General features: G+C 59.8%; 22 protein-coding genes. 16 read left to right on the plus strand and 6 right to left on the minus strand.

The window, feature by feature from the left end; genetic code table 11:
- Window positions 1–245: 245 nt before the first annotated feature.
- Window positions 246–749 carry a murein L,D-transpeptidase family protein gene (locus tag EXW71_RS19410; RefSeq protein ID WP_134660166.1) on the minus strand — a complete coding sequence of 168 codons (504 nt, stop codon included), beginning with the start codon at window positions 747–749 and terminating at the stop codon, window positions 246–248.
- Between the two features lie 39 nt (window positions 750–788).
- Window positions 789–1,337 carry an NUDIX hydrolase gene (locus EXW71_RS19415; RefSeq protein ID WP_123715369.1) on the minus strand — a complete coding sequence of 183 codons (549 nt, stop codon included), beginning with the start codon at window positions 1,335–1,337 and terminating at the stop codon, window positions 789–791.
- Between the two features lie 146 nt (window positions 1,338–1,483).
- Here EXW71_RS19415 and EXW71_RS19420 point away from each other — a divergent pair, with 146 nt between their 5' ends.
- The 5 genes from EXW71_RS19420 (at window position 1,484) to purT (ending at window position 4,704) form a co-directional block, all read left to right on the plus strand.
- Window positions 1,484–2,086 carry a CoA pyrophosphatase gene (locus EXW71_RS19420; RefSeq protein ID WP_123715370.1) on the plus strand — a complete coding sequence of 201 codons (603 nt, stop codon included), beginning with the start codon at window positions 1,484–1,486 and terminating at the stop codon, window positions 2,084–2,086.
- A 36-nt stretch (window positions 2,087–2,122) separates the two neighbouring features.
- Complete coding sequence (locus EXW71_RS19425) at window positions 2,123–2,647, plus strand: gamma carbonic anhydrase family protein (protein ID WP_134660165.1); 525 nt, start codon at window positions 2,123–2,125, stop codon at window positions 2,645–2,647.
- Window positions 2,644–2,859 (plus strand): DUF1289 domain-containing protein, encoded by a 216-nt coding sequence (locus tag EXW71_RS19430; RefSeq protein ID WP_123715372.1) that lies wholly within the window; start codon window positions 2,644–2,646, stop codon window positions 2,857–2,859. The genes EXW71_RS19425 and EXW71_RS19430 overlap by 4 nt, the downstream gene beginning before the upstream one ends.
- Window positions 2,860–2,983: 124 nt before the next feature.
- A complete protein-coding gene (locus EXW71_RS19435; protein WP_123715373.1) occupies window positions 2,984–3,451 on the plus strand; it encodes a preQ0 transporter in 468 nt (155 codons plus the stop codon).
- 71 nt (window positions 3,452–3,522) lie between these two features.
- Entirely contained in the window at window positions 3,523–4,704 is a 1,182-nt protein-coding gene (purT, locus tag EXW71_RS19440) for a formate-dependent phosphoribosylglycinamide formyltransferase (protein ID WP_019817237.1), read from the plus strand.
- Between the two features lie 110 nt (window positions 4,705–4,814).
- On the opposite strand, the gene EXW71_RS19445 is transcribed toward purT, so the two are convergent.
- The 3 genes from EXW71_RS19445 to EXW71_RS19455 form a co-directional block, all read right to left on the minus strand.
- Window positions 4,815–6,125 (minus strand): MFS transporter, encoded by a 1,311-nt coding sequence (locus tag EXW71_RS19445; protein ID WP_123715374.1) that lies wholly within the window; start codon window positions 6,123–6,125, stop codon window positions 4,815–4,817.
- 266 nt (window positions 6,126–6,391) lie between these two features.
- Complete coding sequence (locus EXW71_RS19450; RefSeq protein ID WP_134660164.1) at window positions 6,392–7,630, minus strand: transporter associated domain-containing protein; 1,239 nt, start codon at window positions 7,628–7,630, stop codon at window positions 6,392–6,394.
- A gap of 12 nt (window positions 7,631–7,642) precedes the next feature.
- A complete protein-coding gene (locus EXW71_RS19455; RefSeq protein ID WP_123715376.1) occupies window positions 7,643–8,455 on the minus strand; it encodes an inner membrane protein YpjD in 813 nt (270 codons plus the stop codon).
- A 234-nt stretch (window positions 8,456–8,689) separates the two neighbouring features.
- On the opposite strand from EXW71_RS19455, the gene ffh reads away from it, so the two are divergent.
- The 6 genes from ffh to EXW71_RS19485 all read left to right on the plus strand — a co-directional run bounded on the left by ffh (window position 8,690) and on the right by EXW71_RS19485 (window position 12,756).
- Complete coding sequence (ffh, locus tag EXW71_RS19460) at window positions 8,690–10,066, plus strand: signal recognition particle protein (protein ID WP_134660163.1); 1,377 nt, start codon at window positions 8,690–8,692, stop codon at window positions 10,064–10,066.
- 250 nt (window positions 10,067–10,316) lie between these two features.
- Window positions 10,317–10,568 (plus strand): 30S ribosomal protein S16, encoded by a 252-nt coding sequence (gene rpsP, locus EXW71_RS19465; protein ID WP_003209587.1) that lies wholly within the window; start codon window positions 10,317–10,319, stop codon window positions 10,566–10,568.
- Window positions 10,569–10,573: 5 nt separating this feature from the next.
- Window positions 10,574–11,110, plus strand: a complete 537-nt coding sequence (gene rimM / locus EXW71_RS19470) for a ribosome maturation factor RimM (RefSeq protein ID WP_134660162.1) — start codon at window positions 10,574–10,576, stop codon at window positions 11,108–11,110.
- Complete coding sequence (trmD, locus tag EXW71_RS19475) at window positions 11,092–11,865, plus strand: tRNA (guanosine(37)-N1)-methyltransferase TrmD (protein WP_024077235.1); 774 nt, start codon at window positions 11,092–11,094, stop codon at window positions 11,863–11,865. Before rimM ends, trmD begins: the two co-directional genes overlap by 19 nt.
- Window positions 11,866–11,910: 45 nt before the next feature.
- Window positions 11,911–12,261 (plus strand): 50S ribosomal protein L19, encoded by a 351-nt coding sequence (gene rplS, locus EXW71_RS19480; protein ID WP_003175895.1) that lies wholly within the window; start codon window positions 11,911–11,913, stop codon window positions 12,259–12,261.
- Between the two features lie 81 nt (window positions 12,262–12,342).
- Window positions 12,343–12,756 (plus strand): acyl-CoA thioesterase, encoded by a 414-nt coding sequence (locus EXW71_RS19485; RefSeq protein WP_134660161.1) that lies wholly within the window; start codon window positions 12,343–12,345, stop codon window positions 12,754–12,756.
- Between the two features lie 2 nt (window positions 12,757–12,758).
- Here EXW71_RS19485 and EXW71_RS19490 read toward each other — a convergent pair whose 3' ends face one another.
- Entirely contained in the window at window positions 12,759–14,567 is a 1,809-nt protein-coding gene (locus EXW71_RS19490; RefSeq protein ID WP_134660160.1) for a sodium:proton antiporter, read from the minus strand.
- Window positions 14,568–14,674: 107 nt separating this feature from the next.
- Between EXW71_RS19490 and xerD the strand changes: the two genes are divergently transcribed.
- The 5 genes from xerD (at window position 14,675) to EXW71_RS19515 (ending at window position 23,092) form a co-directional block, all read left to right on the plus strand.
- The gene (gene xerD, locus EXW71_RS19495) at window positions 14,675–15,571 is read left to right on the plus strand and encodes a site-specific tyrosine recombinase XerD (RefSeq protein ID WP_134660159.1); all 897 of its coding nucleotides are present in this window, start codon (window positions 14,675–14,677) and stop codon (window positions 15,569–15,571) included.
- Between the two features lie 149 nt (window positions 15,572–15,720).
- On the plus strand, window positions 15,721–16,452 hold the full coding sequence (locus EXW71_RS19500) for a thioredoxin fold domain-containing protein (RefSeq protein WP_060754271.1): 732 nt from the start codon (window positions 15,721–15,723) through the stop codon (window positions 16,450–16,452).
- 130 nt (window positions 16,453–16,582) lie between these two features.
- Complete coding sequence (locus tag EXW71_RS19505; protein ID WP_123715795.1) at window positions 16,583–17,887, plus strand: homoserine dehydrogenase; 1,305 nt, start codon at window positions 16,583–16,585, stop codon at window positions 17,885–17,887.
- 103 nt (window positions 17,888–17,990) lie between these two features.
- The gene (gene thrC, locus EXW71_RS19510) at window positions 17,991–19,400 is read left to right on the plus strand and encodes a threonine synthase (protein ID WP_123715794.1); all 1,410 of its coding nucleotides are present in this window, start codon (window positions 17,991–17,993) and stop codon (window positions 19,398–19,400) included.
- A 110-nt stretch (window positions 19,401–19,510) separates the two neighbouring features.
- Window positions 19,511–23,092 carry an ATP-binding protein gene (locus EXW71_RS19515; protein ID WP_134660158.1) on the plus strand — a complete coding sequence of 1,194 codons (3,582 nt, stop codon included), beginning with the start codon at window positions 19,511–19,513 and terminating at the stop codon, window positions 23,090–23,092.
- Window positions 23,093–23,137 lie beyond the last annotated feature (45 nt).

Consider the following 23,137-nt stretch of genomic DNA (forward strand, 5'->3'; position numbering starts at 1 on the left):
GGTTATTGGAGTGTTGTCGCCCGGTATTGGCCGAAAATTAATACCACTTAAATACCATGTCAATGCAGCCAAAACGGTGCGAACGCTGGTTTTAGGGGTAAATAATGGTGCCTGGTATCAAGTGGTATTAGAGAGGTCTTTATCGCGCGCAGAACAGCGCAGCCCGGCGCGGTGAACTGGTATTCACCGGCAGGCGCCGCCAGGGGCAGGAGTTTTTTTCGAATTATTTTACGAACGGTGCGGGATTACGGACGAATCTCGATCAGGGTGCCGTCTTTGACCAGGTTCCAGACTTCGCGCATGTCCACGTTGCGCATGCCGATGCAACCGTCGGTCCAGTCCAGGGTGTGAAACAACTGCTCCGGGTAATCCGCACTGTCGGGGGTACCATGGATCATGATCATGCTGCCCGGTTTTACCCCTTCACGGCGGGCGCGGGCGGCGTCGCTGATATTAGGGTAGGAAATGTGCATCGACAGGTTGAATCGCTCGCTGGTCTTGCGCCAGTCGATCCAGTAGAGGCCTTCCGGTGTGCGGCGGTCGCCCTCGATCAGCTTGGCCCCCTTGGGGTTGCGGCCCAGGGAAATGCGGTAGGTCTTGAGAGGCTTGCCGTCATTGATCAACTGCAACTGACGGGCGGACTTGAGCACCAGGATTTTTTCGACTGGCTTGCCGCCGATGATTTCCACCGTGGAGGCCGAAGACAACGTAGCGAATGACAGGCAGAAAACAGCGAGCAACCAACGCATTGAAACGGTTTCCCTTGTAGAAAAATGCTGCCTTGAGTGTTATTTGGCCGATGGCATCATGGGCGGCACCGACTCGCTGCGCACCGGGAACACTTGCTGCCGGCGGTCGGCGAAGAAGCATTCTAAGGTACGCCCGACCGTGCGGAAAGCCAGCTCTGACCAAGGGATGTCGGCTTCATCGAACAGCTTCACCTCAAGGCTCTCGGGGCCTGCGGCAAAGTCCAGGTCGAGCAGCTCGGCGCGGTAGAAGATATGCACCTGGCTGATGTGCGGCACATCGATCAGGGTATAGATGCTCAGGTTGCGTACACGGGCGCAGGCTTCCTCCAGCGTTTCACGCGTGGCCGCCTGCTCCACGGTCTCGCCGTTCTCCATGAAGCCTGCGGGCAGCGTCCAGTAACCCAGGCGTGGCTCGATGGCGCGGCGGCACAGCAACACTTTATCGCCCCACACCGGCACCGTGCCGGCGACGATATTGGGGTTCTGATAGTGAATGGTCGAGCAGTGATCGCACACATAACGCAGGCGGCCGTCGCCTTCGGGAATGCGCTGGGTAACCGGTTTACCGCACTGGCTGCAGAAGTTCATGCTGGGGTTCCTGGAGAGTGAGCCTATCTTGGCTTGGCGGGCAGGGCCCTGCAAGTTGTCGTTTCGCGACATGCTGCGGGTTTTGGGGTTGGGTGCCTGCCTGCTTTGGTGCATGATGCAAGGTAGCCAACAGACCGAGATGACTCATGCTGGACGAGCTACTTCGCCGGGTAAGCAACCACACCCCTCACACATTGGAGACTGACGGGCGTTTCCCCGAGGCCGCCGTGCTGGTGCCGATTACCCGCAGTGACGAACCCGAGCTGATCCTGACCTTGCGCGCCAGCGGCCTGTCGACCCACGGTGGCGAAGTGGCCTTTCCCGGCGGGCGCCGCGACCCCGAAGACCCCGACCTGATCTTTACCGCATTGCGCGAAGCCGAAGAGGAAATCGGCCTGCCCCCCGGGCTGGTGGAAGTGATCGGGCCGTTGAGCCCATTGATTTCCCTGCATGGCATCCGGGTCACGCCCTATGTCGGTGTGATCCCGGATTACGTCGAATACCTGGCTAACGACGCCGAGATTGCCGCGGTCTTCAGCGTGCCCCTGGAGTTTTTCCGCCAGGACCCGCGCGAACACACCCATCGAATCGATTACCAGGGGCGCAGTTGGTATGTGCCCAGCTATCGGTTTGGCGAATACAAGATCTGGGGCCTGACGGCGATCATGATTGTCGAGCTGATCAACCTGCTGTATGACGACGCCAAGATCAGCCTGCACCAGCCGCCCAAGAGCTTCATCAACACCTGAGCCACCGCTTGTGTGGCAATGCCGTGAGGACACACCATGAAATATCGCCTGGGCGAAGCCCGCGTCGAGACGCATCCACACAGCTGGGTGGCGCCGAATGCCACGCTGGTGGGCAAGGTCAAGCTGGAGGAGGGCGCCAATGTGTGGTTTAACGCGGTATTGCGTGGCGACAACGAACTGATCCTGATCGGCAAAAACAGCAACGTACAAGACGGCAGTGTGATGCATACCGACATGGGCTATCCGCTGACCCTGGGCACCGGCGTGACCATTGGCCACAACGCCATGCTGCACGGTTGCACCGTCGACGACTACAGCCTGATCGGCATCAACGCGGTGATCCTGAACGGAGCGAAGATCGGCAAGCACTGCATCATCGGCGCCAACTCGCTGATCGGCGAGGGCAAGGAAATTCCCGACGGTTCGCTGGTGATGGGCTCGCCGGGCAAAGTGGTGCGCGAGCTGACCGAGGCACAGAAACGCATGCTCGAAGCCAGTGCCGCGCACTATGTACATAACTCGCAGCGCTATGCGCGTGACCTGGCCGAGCAGGAAGAATGAACCCGATAGAACGCCCCGTCGCCTCGCCGTGCGTAAGCATTTGTGCACTGGATGATGACGACATCTGCACCGGTTGCCAGCGCACCGTGGATGAGATTACGCGCTGGAGCCGCATGGACAATGCCGAGCGCCGGGTGGTGCTGGGGTTATGCCATGAGCGGGCGGTGGCGAGTGGGTTGGTGTGGATGATGCCTGGTAAGTCCGGCGCCTGACAGCTGCCCTCCTGTAGGAGTGAGCTTGCTCGCGAAAAACGCGAGGACACTGCGTATAGTCTTGTCCCCCGTGTAATCGTTAACGTTTTCGCGAGCAAGCTCGCTCCTACAGGTTTTCTGTCCCATGCTCTTCCTGATTGCCTACATCAGCAGCGTCGTGCTGATCAACTTCGCCTTCTCCACCGCCCCGCACCTGGATGTCATCTGGTCCGCCTGGGGTGGCCTGGTGTTTATCCTGCGGGACATGGTGCAGACCCGCTTCGGGCATGGCGCGATTGTCGCTATGCTGGCGGCGCTGGTCTTGTCGTATGTAACGTCCGACCCGGCGATTGCCATGGCCAGTGCCACGGCGTTCGCGGTGTCCGAATGTATCGACTGGCTGGTGTTCAGCATCACCAGGCGCCCCCTCCACGATCGCCTGTGGATAAGTTCGGCGCTGAGCATTCCTCTCGATACCTTTATTTTTTTCGGCCTGATCGGTGCGCTCACGCCGGCGGTGGCCGGGACGGCATTGGTGTCGAAATTTGCCGGGGTCACGGTGGTGTGGCTGATCATGGCGTGGCGTATGCGCAAACGTGCCGTCGCCAACTGAGGCCAATTTTTACAGTTCATGTAAAATGCCGGCCTTTCTCCCCCCATGATCCGCTCCCCTGAGGACCTGAGATGACCCGAATCGGAACTCCATTGTCGCCAACCGCGACCCGCGTTTTGCTGTGTGGCTGCGGTGAGCTGGGCAAGGAAGTGGTGATCGAACTGCAACGCCTGGGCGTTGAAGTGATTGCCGTGGATCGCTACGCCAACGCGCCGGCCATGCAGGTCGCCCATCGCAGCCATGTGATCAACATGCTCGACGGCGCCGCCCTGCGCGCAGTGATCGAGGCCGAGAAACCGCACTTCATCGTGCCGGAAATCGAAGCCATCGCCACCGCTACCCTGGTAGAACTGGAGGCCGAGGGCTTCACCGTGATCCCGACTGCGCGTGCCACCTCGCTGACCATGAACCGCGAAGGCATCCGTCGCCTGGCCGCCGAAGAACTGGACCTGCCGACCTCGCCGTACCACTTCGCCGACACCTTCGAAGACTACAGCAAGGCCGTACAGGACCTGGGCTTCCCCTGCGTGGTCAAGCCGGTGATGAGCTCGTCGGGCAAAGGCCAGAGCCTGCTGCGCAGCACCGACGACGTGCAGAAAGCCTGGGACTACGCTCAGGAGGGCGGGCGTGCCGGTAAAGGCCGTGTGATCATCGAAGGCTTTATCGACTTCGACTACGAAATCACCCTGCTGACCGTGCGCCACATCGGCGGCACGACCTTCTGCGCGCCGGTTGGCCATCGCCAGGAGAAGGGCGATTACCAGGAATCCTGGCAGCCGCAAGCCATGAGCCCGATTGCCCTGGCGGAGTCCGAGCGCGTTGCCAAGGCGGTGACCGAGGCCCTGGGTGGCCGTGGCCTGTTTGGCGTGGAGTTGTTCATCAAGGGTGACCAGGTGTGGTTCAGCGAAGTGTCGCCGCGCCCTCATGACACTGGCCTGGTGACCCTGATTTCCCAGGACTTGTCGCAGTTCGCGCTGCATGCTCGCGCCATCCTGGGCCTGCCGATCCCGTTGATCCGTCAGTTCGGGCCTTCGGCTTCGGCGGTGATCCTGGTGGAAGGGCAGTCGACTCAGACGGCGTTCGCTAACCTGGGCGCGGCATTGAGTGAGCCTGACACGGCGTTGCGGCTGTTTGGCAAGCCCGAGGTGAATGGTCAGCGCCGCATGGGTGTGGCGCTGGCGCGGGACGAGTCGATTGAAGCGGCCCGGGCGAAAGCGACCCGCGCTTCCCAAGCGGTTGTTGTAGAGCTGTAACCCAACCCCTGTAGGAGCGAGCTTGCTCGCGAAGGTATTTCAGGCGCATCGCTGCGTCGGATGTACCTTCTTCGCGAGCAAGCTCGCTCCTACAGGGCGATTCGCGCTAATCAGTCGACGCGATTCAAGTCGTTATCCCGCGTCTCTTTCAGGCACAGCACGGCAATCAAGCTGAGCAACGCTGCCGCCGACACATACCCGCCGACATAACTCAGCCCGCCCATCGCCACCAGCTTGGTCGCGAAAAACGGTGCAGCCGATGCTCCTACAATCCCACCCAGGTTATATGCCGCCGAAGCGCCGGTATAACGCACACGGGTCGGGAACAGTTCCGGTAACAGTGCGCCCATCGGTGCGAAGGTCACGCCCATCAAAAACAGCTCCAGCGCCAGGAACAGCGCCACGCCCCAGGTTGAGCCGTGGGTCAGCAGCGGTTCCATGGTGAAACCCGACAAAATCGCCAGGATCGCCCCGACGATCAGTACCGGCTTGCGACCATATCGGTCACTGGCCAGGGCCGCCAGCGGCGTCGCCAACCCCATGAACAACACGGCAAAGCACAGCAGACCAAGGAACGTCTCGCGGCTGTAGCCCAGTGTCGATACGCCGTAGCTCAGGGAAAATGCGGTGGTGATATAGAACAGTGCATAGCACACCACCATCGACGCGGCGCCCAGCAGTACGGGGGCCCAATGCTGGCTGAACAATTCCACCAGCGGTACTTTCACCGGGGCTTCTTTGGCCACGGCATTGGCGAACACCGGGGTCTCGTGCAGCTTCAACCGTGCATACAGGCCGACCATCACCAGCGCGGCGCTGAGGATGAAAGGGATGCGCCAGCCCCAACTGCGAAATTGCTCATCGCTCAGGCTCATGGCCAGGATCAGGAATAAGCCATTGGCTGCCAGAAAGCCAATCGAAGGCCCAAGTTGCGGGAACATGCCGAACCAGGCGCGTTTGCCTTTCGGCGCATTCTCGGTGGCCAGCAACGCCGCGCCACCCCATTCGCCGCCCAGGCCAAGGCCCTGGCCGAAACGCAGCACGCACAACAGGATAGGCGCCCAGGCTCCGATACTGTCATAACCGGGCAGCAAGCCGATCAGCGTGGTGCACACGCCCATCAGCAGCAAGGAGGCGACCAGCGTGGATTTGCGGCCGATGCGGTCTCCAAAGTGGCCAAACAGCGCCGAACCCAGTGGGCGGGCAATAAAAGCGATACCGAAGGTCAGGAACGACGCCAGCATCTGGGCGGTGCCGGAGGTCTGCGGGAAGAACACCGGGCCGATCACCAGCGCCGCGGCGGTGGCATAGATGTAGAAATCGTAGAATTCGATAGCGGTGCCGACGATGCTCGCCGTGGCGACCCGTGCGGTCGAGTTGCTCGGGGCGGCGGTCGCGGCCTCGTTGTAAGTGGTGCTCATGGCAGTATCCCTGACAGTCATTGCGCGTTTGGACGCGGATTTTTATTGGTCGAACACCCAGGGTTCAGGGCAGTGCGCGGGGCGGCTCGGGATGGGAGCAAACACCGGTCAGACAGGATGGTGCGGTGCCTGGACGCGCTCAGTGCGGGTAGCACGCGGTCGGGCGAGGCTTGGATAAGCCGCCCGATTATAGGAAGGGGTTTGAACATACAACAAGTGGGCTGGCACGCAGCACATCAAAACGTGGGAGCGGGCTTGCTCCCAGGTTATGCGGCGACCGGCACTCGGCTGGTGTGCCAGATCAGCACTTTGCTGACGCGGTTGTCCTCGGTCTCGAGGATTTCCAGGCGATAACGGCCGATTTTCAGGCATACGGCGCAATCGGGAATGGTCTCCAGCGCTTCGGTCACCAGCCCGTTGAGGGTCTTGGGGCCGTCGCTGGGCAGGTGCCAGCCCAGGCTTTTGTTCAGCTCACGGATCGAAGCGGCGCCGTCGATGATGTAGCGGCCGTCCGTTTGGGCTTCGATGTGCGGGTTGTCCACACTTTGCTCGCTTTCGAATTCGCCGACGATTTCTTCGAGGATATCTTCCAGGGTGACGATGCCCAGCACTTCGCCGTATTCGTCCACCACCATGCCCAGGCGGCGTTGCTGTTTGTGGAAGTTCAGCAGTTGCAACTGCAGGGGCGTGCTTTCCGGGACGAAGTAAGGTTCGTGGCAGGCAGCGAGCAAGGCTTCTTTGGTCAGGCTGGCGTCGGGCAGCAGGTGCTGGATCTGCCGCGTGTTGAGCACCGCTTCGACCTGGTTGATATCGCTGTGGAACACCGGCAGGCGCGTGCGCTGGGAGGTGCGCAGCTGTTCGATGATCTCTTCGGTGGAGTCATCGAGGTTGATGCCATCCACCTCGCTGCGTGGCACCAGGATGTCGTTGACCGTGATGTTGTCCAGCGCGTGGATACCGGGCAAGCCCGGGGTACGGCTTTCGCCTGCCTCAGGTTCCGGCTCGTCGTCATGCTCGGGCAGCGGCTCGTCGCTCTTTTTCACCACGCCGGATTTACGCGCGAAGGGGCGCAGCAGCAACAGGCTGATGCCGTTGAGCAACCAGGCCAGGGGGTAGAGGATTTTCAGGGGAACGCCCAGCAGTGTATTGCCGAACCCCAATACGGCTTGCGGGTGACGGGTGGCCAGGGCGCGGGGCAGGTAGTCGGCGAGGATCAGTAACAGGGCGCAGGAAATCAGCCAGCCGAGCCAGGGACCGTTCTGCGCCCAGGCATAGATGGCGAGTACGGTGCAGAGAATCACCACGGCAGCGCGGCACAGGCTGTTGCACAGGATCAGGCTGTTACGCGGGAAGCTCAGGCGGGCAGCGGCCTTGTCGCCCTGGCGTGTACCGGGGCGCAGGGCCAGCAGGTGCTGTTGTGCGGCTTCGATGGCGGTAAACAGCGCCGCCCATAGAATCAGCAGGGCGATTACTGCGAGCATCGGCCCCAGGGGCAAGTTGTCCATTTTTGCTGCCCGTCAGATATGCAGGATGTATTCGCGAACCAGCTTGCTGCCGAAATAGGCCAGCATCAGCAGGCAGAAACCGGCCAGGGTCCAGCGGATTGCCTTGTGCCCGCGCCAGCCGAGACGGTTGCGTCCCCACAGCAGCACGCTGAACACCACCCAGGCCAGGCAGGCCAGCAGGGTTTTGTGCACCAGGTGCTGGGCAAACAGGTTTTCGACGAACAGCCAGCCGGAGATCAGCGACAGCGACAGCAGCGTCCAGCCGGCCCACAGGAAGCCGAACAGCAGGCTTTCCATGGTTTGCAGCGGCGGGAAGTTCTTGATCAGCCCGGACGGGTGTTTGTTTTTCAACTGGTGGTCCTGCAGCAGCAGGAGCAGGGCTTGGAACACCGCAATGGTGAACATGCCGTAGGCCAGGATCGACAACAGGATGTGCGCCAGGATGCCGGGCTCTTCATCAATGACCTGCACGGTGCCGGTCGGCGTGAAATGCGCCAGCAGTACGGTCAATATTCCCAACGGGAATAGCAGCACCAGCAGGTTCTCTACCGGAATGCGGTAGCACGCCAGCAGGGTCAGCGCGATGACGGCGGCGGCGATCAGGCTGGCGGCGCTGAAAAAGTCCAGGCCCAGGCCGACCGGTGTCATCAGGTGGGTGTAAAGGCTCGTGGCATGGGCCAGCAGGGCCAGGACGCCAAGGCCCACCAACAGACGTTTGTCCGCTTTAGTGCCTTGGGCCAGACGAGTGCCCTGATAGAGGGTCGCAGCGGCATACAAGATGGCGGCGGCGAGGCTGGGTAGCAAACTGGGTGACAAGGGGACCATAAATCCTGATAGATAAGCCCGAAAGGCGTTGAGTTTCGCATACCCCCGCGTTCCACGAAAGACTCCCGGGCCAGACAGCGGGTGTGCACGGGCGCAGTCTTCGCTATAATCCGCGACCTGCCCACGCCGCAGGCTCGCCGAGCGCTGTTTTTAATAGCGATTTACCACAGCCTGGGCCGCCATTACCTCGGTCTACCAATGCATTTCGATGAATAGGGCCTGAAAGGATCGCGCATGTTTGAAAACCTGACTGACCGTCTCTCGCAGACGCTGCGCCACGTTACCGGCAAGGCCAAGCTCACCGAGGACAATATTAAAGACACCCTGCGTGAAGTGCGCATGGCGTTGCTGGAAGCCGACGTGGCCTTGCCTGTGGTCAAAGACTTCGTCAACTCGGTCAAGGAGCGTGCGGTCGGCACCGAAGTGTCCCGCAGCCTGACCCCGGGCCAGGCCTTTGTGAAGATCGTCCAGGCCGAACTCGAAAGCCTGATGGGCGTGGCCAACGAAGATCTTAACCTCAGCGCAGTGCCACCAGCCGTTGTGCTGATGGCGGGCCTGCAAGGTGCGGGTAAGACCACCACGGCCGGCAAGCTGGCGCGCTTCCTTAAAGAGCGCAAGAAGAAGTCGGTCATGGTGGTATCGGCCGACGTGTACCGTCCGGCGGCCATCAAGCAGTTGGAAATGCTGGCTGGCGAAGTGGGCGTGACCTTCTTCACGTCCGACCTGAGCCAGAAGCCGGTCGACATTGCCAACGCAGCTATTAAAGAAGCCAGGCTGAAATTCATCGACGTGGTCATCGTTGATACCGCCGGTCGCCTGCACATCGACGAAGAGATGATGGGCGAGATCAAGGCACTGCATGCTGCGATCAATCCGGTCGAAACACTGTTCGTGGTCGACGCCATGACCGGCCAGGATGCGGCCAACACGGCCAAGGCCTTCGGTGACGCGCTGCCGCTGACCGGTGTGATCCTGACCAAGGTCGACGGTGACGCCCGTGGCGGTGCCGCGTTGTCGGTACGTGCCATCACCGGCAAGCCGATCAAGTTCATTGGTATGGGCGAGAAGAGCGAAGCGCTCGAACCGTTCCACCCTGAGCGTATTGCTTCGCGTATCCTCGGCATGGGTGACGTGCTCAGCCTGATCGAACAGGCTGAAGCGACCCTCGATAAGGACAAGGCCGACAAGCTGGCCAAGAAGCTGAAAAAGGGCAAGGGCTTCGACCTCGAAGACTTCCGCGACCAGTTGCAACAGATGAAGAACATGGGCGGCCTTGGCGGCCTGATGGACAAACTGCCGAACATCGGCGGTGTGAACCTGGCGCAGATGGGCAATGCCCAGGGCGCGGCAGAGAAGCAGTTCAAGCAGATGGAAGCCATCATCAATTCCATGACGCCGGCCGAGCGCCGCGACCCTGAGCTGATCAGCGGTTCGCGCAAGCGCCGGATCGCCATGGGTTCCGGCACCCAGGTGCAGGACATTGGTCGCTTGATCAAGCAGCACAAGCAGATGCAGAAGATGATGAAGAAGTTCTCCGCCAAGGGCGGCATGGCCAAGATGATGCGCGGCATGGGCGGTATGTTGCCCGGCGGCGGTATGCCAAAGATGTAAGAAATTCGAGCGCAAGCCTGCTTGTGCTCCGACCCACAGGGATGTGGGATCTCCAGCAAACCCGCCATTGGCGGGCGCTGACTCGCCGTTTTAACCGACGGCTCTATAGCAGATCTGAGTGGCACGCTGATAGGCGTCAGAAAAAGACATTTGCAAAAGTCCGGATATTCCTTAGAATATGCGGCCTTTCGGGCACCTATGCCCGCTGTGCATTTAGATTTGCAGCACCGACTACAGGAACGATGTTCACATGCTAACAATCCGTCTTGCCCTTGGCGGCTCCAAAAAGCGCCCGTTTTACCACTTGACCGTAACTGACAGCCGCAACCCACGTGACGGCTCTCACAAAGAACAAGTTGGCTTCTTCAACCCGATCGCTCGTGGTCAAGAAGTTCGTCTGTCCGTGAACCAAGAGCGCGTAGCCTACTGGCTGAGCGTTGGTGCACAACCTTCTGAGCGCGTTGCTCAGTTGCTGAAGGACGCTTCTAAGGCTGCGGCCTGAGCGATATGAACGCGACGCCTGCTGTTGCTGATGATTTGATCGTTATCGGCAAGATTTATTCTGTTCATGGCGTTCGCGGCGAAGTGAAGGTGTATTCCTTTACTGATCCGACTGAAAACCTGCTGCAGTACAAAACCTGGACGCTCAAGCGCGAAGGGAGTGTGAAGCAGGTCGAGCTGGTCAGCGGACGTGGGAGCGATAAGTTCCTGGTCGCAAAGCTCAAGGGTCTTGATGATCGTGAAGAAGCTCGTCTTCTGGCTGGTTATGAGATCTGCGTGCCACGCAACCTGTTCCCTGAATTGACCGATGGCGAGTACTACTGGTACCAGCTGGAAGGTCTGAAGGTTATTGATCAACTCGGGCAATTGCTCGGGAAAATCGACCATCTTCTGGAAACCGGCGCCAATGATGTAATGGTGGTCAAGCCTTGCGCTGGCAGCCTGGATGATCGCGAACGCCTGTTGCCCTATACGGAGCAATGCGTGTTGGCCGTCGACCTGGTCGCAGGCGAGATGAAGGTGGAATGGGACGCGGACTTCTAAGCGTGGCTAATTTGCGCATTGAAGTGATCAGTTTGTTTCCCGAGATGTTTTCCGCCATCAGCGAGTACGGCATCACCAGTCGGGCGGTGAAACAGGGGCTGTTGCAGCTTACCTGTTGGAACCCGCGAGACTACACGACGGATCGACATCACACTGTGGACGATCGCCCATTTGGCGGTGGCCCGGGCATGGTGATGAAGATCAAACCCCTGGAAGACGCGTTGGTTCAGGCCAAGGCCGCTGCCGGGGAGAAGGCGAAGGTAATTTACCTGTCCCCTCAAGGCCGTCAGCTGAAACAGGCGGCGGTACGCGAACTGGCAAATGAGGAAGCACTGATCCTGATTGCCGGTCGCTATGAAGGCATTGACGAGCGTTTTATTGAAGCTCATGTCGATGAAGAGTGGTCGATTGGGGACTATGTCCTGTCTGGCGGCGAGCTGCCGGCGATGGTCCTGATAGATGCGGTTACACGACTGCTGCCTGGAGCTTTAGGGCATGCGGACTCCGCGGAGGAAGACTCCTTTACGGATGGTTTGCTGGATTGCCCGCACTACACCCGACCGGAGGTGTATGCGGATCAGCGTGTTCCCGACGTATTGCTAAGTGGCAATCACGCACACATCCGGCGTTGGCGTTTACAGCAGTCCCTTGGTCGGACCTATGAACGACGCGCCGATCTTCTGGAAAGCCGCTCGCTTTCTGGAGAAGAGAAGAAGCTGCTCGAGGAATACATCCTCGCGCGGGACGATAGTTAACAACGTATCGATGGTAGGTCCATTGACTTACCTTAGGAGCACAGCATGACTAACAAAATCATCCTTGCACTCGAAGCAGAGCAGATGACCAAAGAGATCCCTACCTTTGCCCCGGGCGACACCATTGTCGTTCAGGTGAAAGTGAAGGAAGGCGACCGTTCGCGTCTGCAAGCGTTCGAAGGCGTGGTAATCGCCAAGCGTAACCGTGGTGTGAACAGTGCTTTCACTGTTCGTAAAATCTCCAACGGTGTTGGCGTAGAGCGTACTTTCCAGACCTACAGCCCGCAAATCGACAGCATGGCCGTCAAGCGTCGCGGTGACGTACGTAAAGCCAAGCTGTACTACCTGCGTGACCTGTCCGGTAAAGCAGCTCGCATCAAGGAAAAACTGGCTTAAGTCCAGCTTCCCGATGCAGAAAAAAGCAGCCTACGGGCTGCTTTTTTGTGCCTGAAATTTGTCTATCTGCCGGTATTGTCCATGACCACCCGTCTCGAAGAAATCCAGCGCCGCACCGATCTGTCCGTCACTCATGTGACCAAGGCGGTGTTCCCGCCGACCACCAATCATCACAATACCTTGTTCGGCGGCACTGCCTTGGCATGGATGGACGAGGTGTCGTTCATTACCGCCACGCGTTTTTGCCGCTTGCCGTTGGTGACGGTTTCCACTGATCGCATCGACTTCAATCACGCGATTCCGGCCGGCTCCATCGTTGAGTTGATTGGCCGCGTGATCAAAGTGGGCAATACCAGCCTCAAGGTCGAAGTTGAAGTCTTTGTCGAGAGCATGAGTGTTGATGGCCGCGAAAAGGCGATCCAGGGCGTGTTCAGCTTTGTGGCGATCGATGCCGACAAACGCCCGGTACCCGTGTTACCGGGGTTTGTTGACTGACTTCATACGGTGGCAGTGGTTTCCGGCTGGATCACTGCCAGCAGGGTCCAGCCGGCGGCAGGTTTCAAGCTGCTGTCCGGGGTGATGACATGCACCCAGCCGCTGGTATCGCGGGCAAACAGCAGGGTCGCGCGATCACCATGCAGTGCCTGGTACTGATCCAATCCGAATTCCTCCGTCAGATGGGTGCTGTACAACTCGGCGCCTTGGCCCAGCAGGCTGGCGAGTTTGGTATAGCTCAAGGGTTGGCTGCCCAGCAGGTGGCCGCGATGCTCATGGCTGGCTTTGTGTTTATCGGTACGGCGGCTTTCCTGGCTGCTGGCCAGGGCGAACAGGCGATGCCCGAAGTCGTGGCGAAAGCGCATGGCGGCCAGGGTATTCAGTTCGCCGGAAGGGGAGAGTGCCAACAGATGCCCAAGCCCGACCAGATCCAGATGTGACTCGGCGTGTTGTGAGGCCGGGTTGCCGAAGTAGGTGGGCAGCCCTTCCATCCGGCTGGCGCGGATGTTTTCCCAGCTTGAGTCGGTCAGCAACACGCGGCTGCCCAGTTGCTGCAGGGCCTTGCCGAGGATGCGCGCCGGGCCGTTCGCGCCGACGATCAGAAAACCGCTGGGCGCAGGCTCGGCTACTTTCAGCAGGCGGGCCAGCGGGCGTGCCGTGGCGCTTTGCAGTACAACGGTGCCGATAATGACGGCAAACGTCAGCGGAACCAGCAGTAATGCACCTTCATGGCCGGCTTCATCCAGGCGTATGGCGAAGATGGCCGACACCGCCGCCGCCACGATTCCGCGTGGGGCGATCCACGACAGCAGCGCACGCTCGCGCCAGTTCAGCCCGGAACCCCAGGTTGAAAGCGCGACATTCAAAGGCCGTGCGATAAATTGAATGATCAACAACAGAATCAGTACCAGCGGTCCCAGGGCAATCAAGGCGTTCAGGTCCAGGCGCGCTGCCAGCAGAATGAATAGCCCGGAAATCAACAGCACACTGAGGTTTTCCTTGAAATGCAGGATGTGCCGCACGTCCACGCCTTTCATATTGGCCAACCACATGCCCATGAGGGTGACCGCGAGCAAGCCGGACTCATGCAGCACCAGGTTGGAAGCGATGAATATCCCCAGTACCCCTGCCAGTGTCGCCAGGTTGTGCAGGTATTCGGGCAGCCACTGCCGACGCATGATCTGCCCCAGCACCCAGCCACCCGCAATGCCGAACACGCTGCCGCACAGGATGACTCCGCCAAAGGTCAGCAGGCTGTGGCTCAGGCCGTCGCCCGACGCGCGCGCGATGATGAAGCTGTAGACCACCACGGCCAGCAGTGCGCCGATCGGGTCAATGACGATGCCCTCCCAGCGCAGGATGTTCGCGATGGACGCTTTGGGGCGTACGACCCGCAACATGGGCACAATCACGGTTGGCCCGGTTACCAGGGTCAGGGTGCCGAACAGCAGGGCGAGCAGCCAGTCAAAGCCCAGCAGCCAGTGGGTAGCAACGGTGATTACCGCCCATGTCGACAGGGCGCCGAGGGTAACCAGTCGATGGACGACACTGCCGATTTCCTTCCATTCCGAGAGGTGCAGGGTGAGGCTGCCTTCAAACAGAATCAGGGCCACGGCCAGGGATACCAAGGGCATGAGCAGCGGGCCGAACATTTCCTGGGGGTTGAGCCAGCCCAGCACCGGGCCCGCCAGGATGCCGCTCAACAACAGAAACAGGATGGCCGGAAGTTTCAGGCGCCATGCCAGCCATTGGCAGGCCAATGCGGCCACGCCGATACCGCCCAGTGCCAGCAGGATCTGTTGTTCGTTCATTGAAGCTCCCTGTTCCTTGAAATAGCGGGCTATGAAAGACTAGTGGCCCTTGTCACAGTTCACTAAATAATTCGCGCAAAGCCCTGTGCTGCGCCGCTTGAGTGCCCATGCCTGCCACTGACCACCCGCTGATCGACCGTTTCCTTGACGCTTTATGGCTGGAGAAAGGCCTGTCGGACAACACCCGCCAGGCTTATCGCAGCGATTTAGCCCTGTTCAACGGCTGGTTGCAGGAGAAGAACCTCGAATTGATCAATGCCGGTCGTGAGTTGATTCTGGATCACCTGGCCTGGCGCCTGGAACAAAACTACAAGCCGCGTTCCACTGCGCGTTTTCTCTCCGGTGTGCGCGGCTTTTATCGCTACCTGCTGCGGGAAAAACTGATCGCTGTCGACCCGACCCTGCAAGTCGACATGCCGCAGCTCGGCAGGCCTTTACCCAAATCCTTGTCGGAAGCCGATGTGGATGCCTTGCTCGCCGCGCCCGACCTCAGTGAGGCCATCGGCCAGCGTGACCGTGCCATGCTCGAGGTGCTTTACGCCTGCGGCCTGCGGGTGACTGAACTGATCAGCCTGACCCTGGAGCAAGTCAATCTGCGCCAGGGGGTGTTGCGGGTGATGGGCAAGGGCAGCAAGGAGCGCCTGGTGCCGATGGGTGAAGAGGCGATCGTGTGGGTCGAACGCTATATGCGCGATGCCCGCAGCGAACTCCTCGGCGGGCGGCCCAGCGATGTATTGTTCCCCAGCCTGCGTGGCGAGCAGATGACCCGCCAGACCTTCTGGCACCGTATCAAACACCAGGCCAAAGTGGCCGGGATCGGCAAGGCATTGTCGCCCCACACGTTGCGCCATGCCTTTGCTACCCATTTGCTCAACCATGGTGCGGATTTGCGGGTCGTGCAAATGTTGCTTGGCCATAGCGACTTATCCACAACTCAAATCTATACCCACGTAGCGCGTGCGCGATTGCAGGACATGCATGCCAAACACCACCCGCGCGGCTGAAAACCGCCAATTTGTCCTGCTACGGGCTGCCCTGCGGCCCAACTGTGGTAGGCTTTGCGGGTTAGTAAAGGGGACGGCGTCTTGTATATGGCCCGGTGTCTTCCAGCGGTGTTCCGCACCCGTCCCTGCATCTGCCTTCAGGAGTTCCCATGCGCTTGACCCAGATTATTGCCGCCGCAGCCATTGCGTTGGTTTCCACCTTCGCATTCGCCGATGACGCTGCCGAGCAGACCATCCGCAAAAGCCTGGCCAACCTGCAACTCGATACCCCGATCGAAAGCATCAGCGCCAGCCCCATGGCCGGCCTGTATGAAGTCAAGCTCAAGGGCAGCCGCGTGCTGTACGCCAGTGCCGATGGCCAATACATCGTCCAGGGCTACCTGTTCCAGTTGAAAGACGGCAAGCCGGTCAACCTGACTGAAAAAGCCGAACGCCTGGGTGTGTCCAAGCTGATCAACGGTATTCCGGTGGCTGAAACCGTGGTCTACCCGGCCATCGGCGAAACCAAGACTCACATCACCGTATTCACCGACACCACCTGCCCGTACTGCCACAAGCTGCACGCCGAAGTGCCTGCACTGAACAAGCTCGGCGTGGAAGTACGCTACGTTGCATTCCCGCGCCAGGGCCTGGGCTCGCCGGGTGACGAGCAATTGCAGGCGGTGTGGTGCTCGACCGACAAGAAAGCGGCCATGGACAAGATGGTCGATGGCAAGGAAATCAAGGCGGCCAAATGTGCCAACCCGGTTTCCAAGCAGTTTGCGTTGGGCCAGTCAATCGGTGTGAACGGTACACCGGCCATCGTTTTGGCTGATGGTCAGGTAATTCCGGGCTACCAGCCGGCACCACAAGTTGCCAAACTGGCTCTGAGTGCCAAGTAAACCAGCGTCGTCGAACCTTTGACGATCATGGCCCGCCGACAGATCGACGGGCCATCAAATTGAAAGCCGCAGTTGTGCGGCTGTTTTCCACGGCCGACCTAGCGTCGGCCGTTTCATGGGGAGTTCTTCAGTGAAACCGGTCAAAGTAGGCATCTGTGGGTTAGGGACCGTCGGTGGCGGCACCTTCAACGTACTTCAGCGTAACGCCGAAGAAATTTCCCGCCGTGCAGGGCGTGGGATTGAAGTGGCGCAAATTGCCACGCGTTCGCCAAAGCCTCAGTTCCAAACGACCGGTATTGCGATTACCAACGATGTCTTCGACGTGGCCACCAACCCTGAAATCGATATCGTCATCGAACTGGTCGGCGGCTACACCGTGGCGCGTGAGCTGGTGCTCAAGGCCATCGAGAATGGCAAGCACGTGGTCACCGCCAACAAGGCGCTGATCGCCGTACACGGCAATGAAATCTTCGCCAAGGCTCGCGAGAAGGGCGTGATCGTCGCGTTCGAAGCGGCCGTGGCGGGTGGTATCCCGGTGATCAAGGCGATCCGTGAGGGCCTTTCCGCCAACCGCATCAACTGGGTGGCCGGCATCATCAACGGCACCGGTAATTTCATCCTCACCGAGATGCGCGAGAAGGGCCGTACCTTCGAAGACGTGCTGGCCGAAGCCCAGGCCCTGGGTTATGCCGAAGCCGACCCGACGTTCGACGTCGAAGGTATCGACGCCGCTCACAAGCTGACCATCCTGGCGTCTATCGCCTTTGGTATCCCGCTGCAGTTCGACAAAGCCTACACCGAAGGCATCACCAAGCTGACCACCGCCGATGTGAACTACGCCGAAGCCCTGGGCTACCGCATCAAGCACCTGGGCGTAGCGCGCAGCACTCCGGCCGGTATCGAGTTGCGTGTACACCCGACGCTGATTCCGGCCGATCGCCTGATCGCCAACGTCAATGGCGTGATGAACGCGGTGATGGTCAACGGTGACGCGGCTGGCTCGACCCTGTTTTACGGCGCCGGCGCCGGCATGGAGCCGACCGCTTCGTCGGTGATCGCCGACCTGGTGGACGTGGTTCGCGCCATGACCAGCGACCCGGAAAACCGCGTACCGCACCTGGCCTTCCAGCCGGACTCGCTGTCGGCCCACCCGATCCTGCCGATCGAGGCCTGCGAGAGCTCCTACTACCTGCGGATCCAGGCCAAGGATCACCCGGGCGTGTTGGCCCAAGTCGCCAGCATCCTGTCGGAACGCGGCATCAACATCGAGTCGATCATGCAGAAGGAAGTCGAGGAACAAGACGGCCTGGTACCGATGATCCTGCTGACCCATCGTGTGCTCGAACAGCACATCAACGATGCCATTCGGTCGCTCGAAGCTCTCCAGGGCGTGGTTGGACCGGTCGTTCGTATTCGCGTCGAACATTTGAATTAATCCAGCTGCAAGCGGTTAGCTACAAGCTGCAAGTAAAAGCCGATTCGCGCTGACTTGCCGCTTGTAACTTGAAGCTTGAAGCCCAAACCAAAGGTTTGCTTCCATGCGTTATATCAGCACCCGCGGCCAGGCACCGGCCCTGAATTTCGAAGATGTTTTACTGGCAGGCCTTGCCACCGACGGCGGCCTGTACGTGCCGGAAAACCTGCCACGCTTCACCCAGGAGGAAATCGCCTCGTGGGCCGGCCTGCCCTACCACGAGCTGGCGTTCCGGGTTATGCGCCCGTTCGTTACCGGCAGCATTCCGGACGCGGATTTCAAGAAGATCCTGGAAGAAACGTACGGTGTGTTTTCCCACAACGCCATCGCGCCATTGTGTCAGCTGAACGGCAACGAGTGGGTTCTCGAGCTGTTCCACGGCCCGACCCTGGCGTTCAAGGACTTCGCCCTGCAATTGCTGGGTCGCCTGCTCGATTACGTGCTGGAAAAGCGCGGCGAGCGCGTGGTGATTATTGGTGCCACCTCCGGGGATACCGGTTCGGCGGCTATCGAGGGCTGCAAACACTGCGAAAACGTCGACATCTTCATCCTGCACCCGCACCAGCGTGTGTCGCAGGTGCAACGTCGCCAGATGACCACCATTTTGGGTGACAACATCCATAACATCGCCATCGAAGGCAACTTCGATGACTGCCAGGAAATGGTCAAGAACAGTTTCGCTGACCAGAGCTTCCTGAAAGGCACGCGCCTGGTGGCAGTGAACTCGATCAACTGGGCGCGGATCATGGCCCAGATCGTCTACTACTTCCATGCATCGCTGCAGTTGGGCGGGCCGGCGCGTTCGGTGTCGTTCTCGGTGCCCACCGGTAACTTCGGCGATATCTTCGCCGGCTACCTGGCGCGCAATATGGGCTTGCCGATCAACCAGTTGATCGTCGCCACCAACCGCAACGACATCCTGCACCGCTTCATGAGCGGCAACCAGTACGTCAAGGAAACCCTGCACGCGACCTTGTCGCCGTCCATGGACATCATGGTTTCGTCGAACTTCGAACGCCTGCTGTTCGACATGCACGGTCGCAACGGCGCAGCCATTGCCGGTTTGATGGACAACTTCAAAAGCGGTGGCGGTTTCAGCGTGGATGAAGAGCGCTGGACAGAAACCCGCAAGTTGTTCGACTCCCTGGCGGTGGACGATGCGCAGACCTGCGAAACCATCGCTGAAGTCTACGCCCAGACCGGCGAAGTGCTGGACCCGCACACCGCTATCGGCGTGAAGGCCGCCCGCGAATGCCGGCGCAGCCTGGATATCCCGATGGTGATCCTCGGCACTGCTCACCCGGTCAAATTCCCGGAAGCGGTGGAGAAAGCGGGCGTTGGCAAGGCGCTGGAGCTGCCGGTGCACCTGGTCGACCTGTTCGAGCGTGAAGAGCGTTGCACCGTATTGGCCAATGACCTGAAAGCAGTGCAGGCATTTGTCAGCCAGCATGGCAACCGTGGTAAGCCTCTCTGATTCAAAGGCTGCTACGCGATAGGTCGAGCCCGTCTTCGTGACGGGCTTTTTCATTATGGCGAGGCATACTTACGGGAGCGATCAACCTGCAAGCTGAAGGAACTCAATCGGTGCATGTTTTGATCCAATGGGTGGCAGTACGGCTTGCGTGCGTGTTGCTGCTTGGCTATCTGCCAGTGGGCATGGCTGCTGTCAGCCTGCCGTTCAAGCTGGTGCCGGCGTTTATCCCGCTGGAGCCTTTGCCCCTGGCTCCGGTGGAGCAACAGTGGCTGGCGGCCCACCGGGTATTGAAGGTGGGCATTTCCATTGATGATTACCAGCCGATTGATATCACCCGCGACCGCAATCGCTACCAAGGCATCAGTGCTGACTACCTGAGTCTGGTCGGCGCGCGCCTCGGTGTGCCGATGCAGGTGCTGGGCTTTGCCGAACGTGCCCAGGCGGTTGAAGCGCTGCGCAGCGGCGCTATCGATATTCTCACCAGCGCCAATGGTTATGAGCGCAATGTGCAAGGCTTGCAGTTTACCCGGGATTACATGCCCGACTGTTCGGTGGTGGTGTTGCGCCGCGATGATATCCAGAGCGATGACCTGGCGGGTAAGAGGGTGGTGCTGCTCGACGGATATGCCAATGTCGAGAACGTGCACGCCGCCTACCCTGACAGTCATATTATGCTTGCGCCCAACCTCTACAGCGGCCTTGAAGCACTCAAGCAGGGCGACGCCGATGCGTTTATCGGCAATGAAGTGATTGTGCGCGCCTACAAATCGCTACGGCCCTATCTGGGCCTGCAGATCAAAGAAGAAAGCCGCTTGCCACCCATCGGTTTCGCCTTCGCCACCCGTCGGGCCGACCCTTTGCTGGGGGCGATGATGGACCGTGCGCTCGAGAGCATCGACGAATCTGTGCAGCGGGAAATCCTCGCCCGTTGGACCACCGGGCTCGGCGTCGGTATAGGTGCCGAACGTATCGAGTTATCGGCTTCTGAGGGCAGGTGGGTGTTACAGCACCCGCATGTGGTGGTGGTAGCTCAGCAGTTATCGCCCTACGTGTTCAAGGACAACGACGCGCGTTGGGTAGGCTTGAACGTCGACTTGCTCAACCGTATTTCCCGCATGACCGGTTTGCAGTTTGTCTTTGAAGAGGTGAACTCCACCGCCGAAACGCTTGACTGGCTCGAAACCGGTAGGGCAGAAATGAACACTACCCTGGCCGAAAATCAGGAACGCAGGGCACTGCTCAATTTCAGTCACGGTTTCGGCGGCTCAGGCTGGGTGTTTGTCGAACCGGTTGATGCGACGCCGTTGACCGGTTTGGCTCAGTTGGCCGGCAAGGTTCTGGCTCTGCCGGCTCGGCACGTGTTGGAGAGCTACATCCGCCAGGAGCATCCGGACATCCATCTGCGCTTGGTGAGCAATTATGTTGAGGCACGTGACCGGGTGCGACGTGGTGAGGCGGCGGCCACGTTGCAGACCGAAGCGGAAGTGCAAAGCTATCCACAGAATGATTTACGGATTGGTCGCAGTGTGGATGGCAAGTGGTCGGCCAGCAGCTTTTCGGTGCGCAAGGATCAGACTGAGCTGCTGAGTATTCTGAACAAGGCTTTGGAGGCTATGCCGGTCGCCGAGTTGAGCGCTTTGCGTCTGCGCTGGATCGGTGCGGTGGCGCTGCCCGTGCCAGCCTGGCAACGTGTACCGGCCTGGGTCTATTGGACAGTGGCAATGGCGATACTGTTTGTACTGGTATCTCTGGTCTGGAACAGCCGGCTCAAGGGCCAGATACGCCAGCGGCTGGAGGCCGAAGCCCGTCTCAATGACCAGTTGGCGTTCAAGCGCGCCCTGTTGGATGGTATGCCCAACCCGCTGTTTGTCCGCGACCTGGCTGGGCGCCTGGTGACCTGCAACAAAAGTTATGAACAGCAGTTGGCAACCCGTCTCGAACAGATTCAAGACCTGACGCTCATGGACAGCGGGTTGATGCCCGAGGCCACTGCCGCACGCTTGCACGCCAGCCATATGGAGCAGTTGGTCACGCAACAGCCGCTATTTGTCGACCGAGAGCTGGAGTTCAACGGTGGCAGCTTTCACGTCTACCAGTGGACTGTGCCGTTCTTCGACGCCGAGGGACGCTTGTGCGGATTGCTGGGCGGTTGGATCGACATCAATGCACGTAAAGTCCTTGAACATCAGTTGATGGAGGCGCGCCGGGCCGCCGACCAGGCCAGCTACGCAAAAAGCGCGTTTCTTTCCACATTGAGCCACGAAATCCGTACGCCAATGAACGCCATTATTGGTCTGCTGGAATTGGAACAGCAGCGCTGCCAGGCCGCCGGACTGCCCGTGTCCGAAGGGTTGCAGGTTGCCCACCGTTCGGCACATGAACTGATCGAGTTGATGGGCGACAGCCTGGATCTCGCCAAGATCGAGGCCGGTCACATGCAGCTGGCGCCGCAATCGACCGAATTGAAAGGATTTTTCGAAGGCATCCAGCGGTTGTTCGAAGCTACGGCGAAAAAAAAAGACCTTCATCTGACCCTGGCGTTTGACCCCGCGGCGCAGGGCTACTACTGGTTCGACCCGCTGCGTTTGCGCCAAGTCATGCACAACCTGTTGGGCAACGCGCTGAAATTTACAGAGCGGGGCGGGGTGCGTGTCAGTGTCACCTGTCGGCGCGATGAGGCTGATGCTGAATACCTGCATCTGTGCGTCGAGGACAGCGGCCCGGGTATCGACGTTGCTCAGCAGGCGAGGGTATTCAAGCCGTTTGTTCAGTCGATTGAGTTGAGCGCTGCCGGACACGGTGGCACTGGCTTGGGTTTGAGTATCTGTCAGCAGTTGGTGGAGTTGATGGGCGGTCGTATTCGCCTTGACAGTGCTATTGGCGAGGGCACAGCGGTGTGTATTGACTTGCATTTGGTTCGGGTCAGCACCGACGACGTGGCAGCCACGCCCACCGCTACCCTTCCGCAAACAGGCCACACATTGTCGGTGTTGGTGGTCGACGACCTGGCGGCTAACCGCATGGTGCTGGTGCAGCAGTTGCAGTTTCTCGGTCATCAGGTTATCGCCGTCGATTCAGCGCAAGCTGCTTTGCGCTGTTGGCGTGAGCAACGCTTTGACGTGCTGGTGACCGATTGCCAGATGCCGGGCATGTCCGGTTATGGATTGAGCAAAGCGATCCGGCGTATTGAAGCCGACGAGCAACGTCCTGCTTGTCTGCTGATAGGTTGCACCGCGAATGCGATGAAAGAAGAGCAACGACACGGCGAAGAAGCCGGGATGGATGAACTGTTGGTCAAGCCGATCACGCTGCAGCACTGGGCCCAGGTGCTCACGCGTGCGACGGCGCAGCGCTCGTTCGATATTTGCACGTTGCGCACCATGACTCAGGCGAACGGAGCGGTGCTGCACAGCATGTTGCGAGAGTTGGCAAAGAGCCTGGACCGCGAACATGAGGTCTTGGGATTGGCCTTGGCCGAGCAGGACATGGCACGTTTGAGCGCTTCGTTGCATCGCCTCAAGGGCATTTGCTCGTTGGTGGATGCCCTGCCGCTGGCCAGGGCGTGCATGGCCCTGGAAAGCTGCGCGCGTGAGTCACGTGGCCACGGGCTTGAGGCTCCTTGGTCAACGCTGTCCCAAGCTATGATGACGTTAAGTCGTGATTTGCAACCCTATCTGCAAGTTCACGATTAGGACTGGTCCTATGGGGCGCCATGCGGCTTTTGGTTACTGTGCCGG

The sequence above is a fragment of the Pseudomonas sp. BCA17 genome, from assembly GCF_004519405.1.
GTDB lineage: Bacteria > Pseudomonadota > Gammaproteobacteria > Pseudomonadales > Pseudomonadaceae > Aquipseudomonas.

Coding starts and splice junctions, on each gene's coding strand:
- purT (WP_019817237.1), top strand. CDS start 3,523: ATGACCCGAATCGGAACTCCATTGTCGCCAACCGCGACCCGCGTTTTG.
- rpsP (WP_003209587.1), top strand. CDS start 10,317: ATGCTAACAATCCGTCTTGCCCTTGGCGGCTCCAAAAAGCGCCCGTTT.
- EXW71_RS19445 (WP_123715374.1), bottom strand. CDS start 6,125: ATGAGCACCACTTACAACGAGGCCGCGACCGCCGCCCCGAGCAACTCG.
- trmD (WP_024077235.1), top strand. CDS start 11,092: ATGGGACGCGGACTTCTAAGCGTGGCTAATTTGCGCATTGAAGTGATC.
- rimM (WP_134660162.1), top strand. CDS start 10,574: ATGAACGCGACGCCTGCTGTTGCTGATGATTTGATCGTTATCGGCAAG.
- EXW71_RS19430 (WP_123715372.1), top strand. CDS start 2,644: ATGAACCCGATAGAACGCCCCGTCGCCTCGCCGTGCGTAAGCATTTGT.
- EXW71_RS19490 (WP_134660160.1), bottom strand. CDS start 14,567: ATGAACGAACAACAGATCCTGCTGGCACTGGGCGGTATCGGCGTGGCC.
- rplS (WP_003175895.1), top strand. CDS start 11,911: ATGACTAACAAAATCATCCTTGCACTCGAAGCAGAGCAGATGACCAAA.
- ffh (WP_134660163.1), top strand. CDS start 8,690: ATGTTTGAAAACCTGACTGACCGTCTCTCGCAGACGCTGCGCCACGTT.
- EXW71_RS19435 (WP_123715373.1), top strand. CDS start 2,984: ATGCTCTTCCTGATTGCCTACATCAGCAGCGTCGTGCTGATCAACTTC.
- EXW71_RS19500 (WP_060754271.1), top strand. CDS start 15,721: ATGCGCTTGACCCAGATTATTGCCGCCGCAGCCATTGCGTTGGTTTCC.
- EXW71_RS19420 (WP_123715370.1), top strand. CDS start 1,484: ATGCTGGACGAGCTACTTCGCCGGGTAAGCAACCACACCCCTCACACA.
- thrC (WP_123715794.1), top strand. CDS start 17,991: ATGCGTTATATCAGCACCCGCGGCCAGGCACCGGCCCTGAATTTCGAA.
- EXW71_RS19425 (WP_134660165.1), top strand. CDS start 2,123: ATGAAATATCGCCTGGGCGAAGCCCGCGTCGAGACGCATCCACACAGC.
- EXW71_RS19455 (WP_123715376.1), bottom strand. CDS start 8,455: ATGGTCCCCTTGTCACCCAGTTTGCTACCCAGCCTCGCCGCCGCCATC.
- EXW71_RS19410 (WP_134660166.1), bottom strand. CDS start 749: ATGCGTTGGTTGCTCGCTGTTTTCTGCCTGTCATTCGCTACGTTGTCT.
- EXW71_RS19415 (WP_123715369.1), bottom strand. CDS start 1,337: ATGAACTTCTGCAGCCAGTGCGGTAAACCGGTTACCCAGCGCATTCCC.
- EXW71_RS19450 (WP_134660164.1), bottom strand. CDS start 7,630: ATGGACAACTTGCCCCTGGGGCCGATGCTCGCAGTAATCGCCCTGCTG.
- EXW71_RS19485 (WP_134660161.1), top strand. CDS start 12,343: ATGACCACCCGTCTCGAAGAAATCCAGCGCCGCACCGATCTGTCCGTC.
- xerD (WP_134660159.1), top strand. CDS start 14,675: ATGCCTGCCACTGACCACCCGCTGATCGACCGTTTCCTTGACGCTTTA.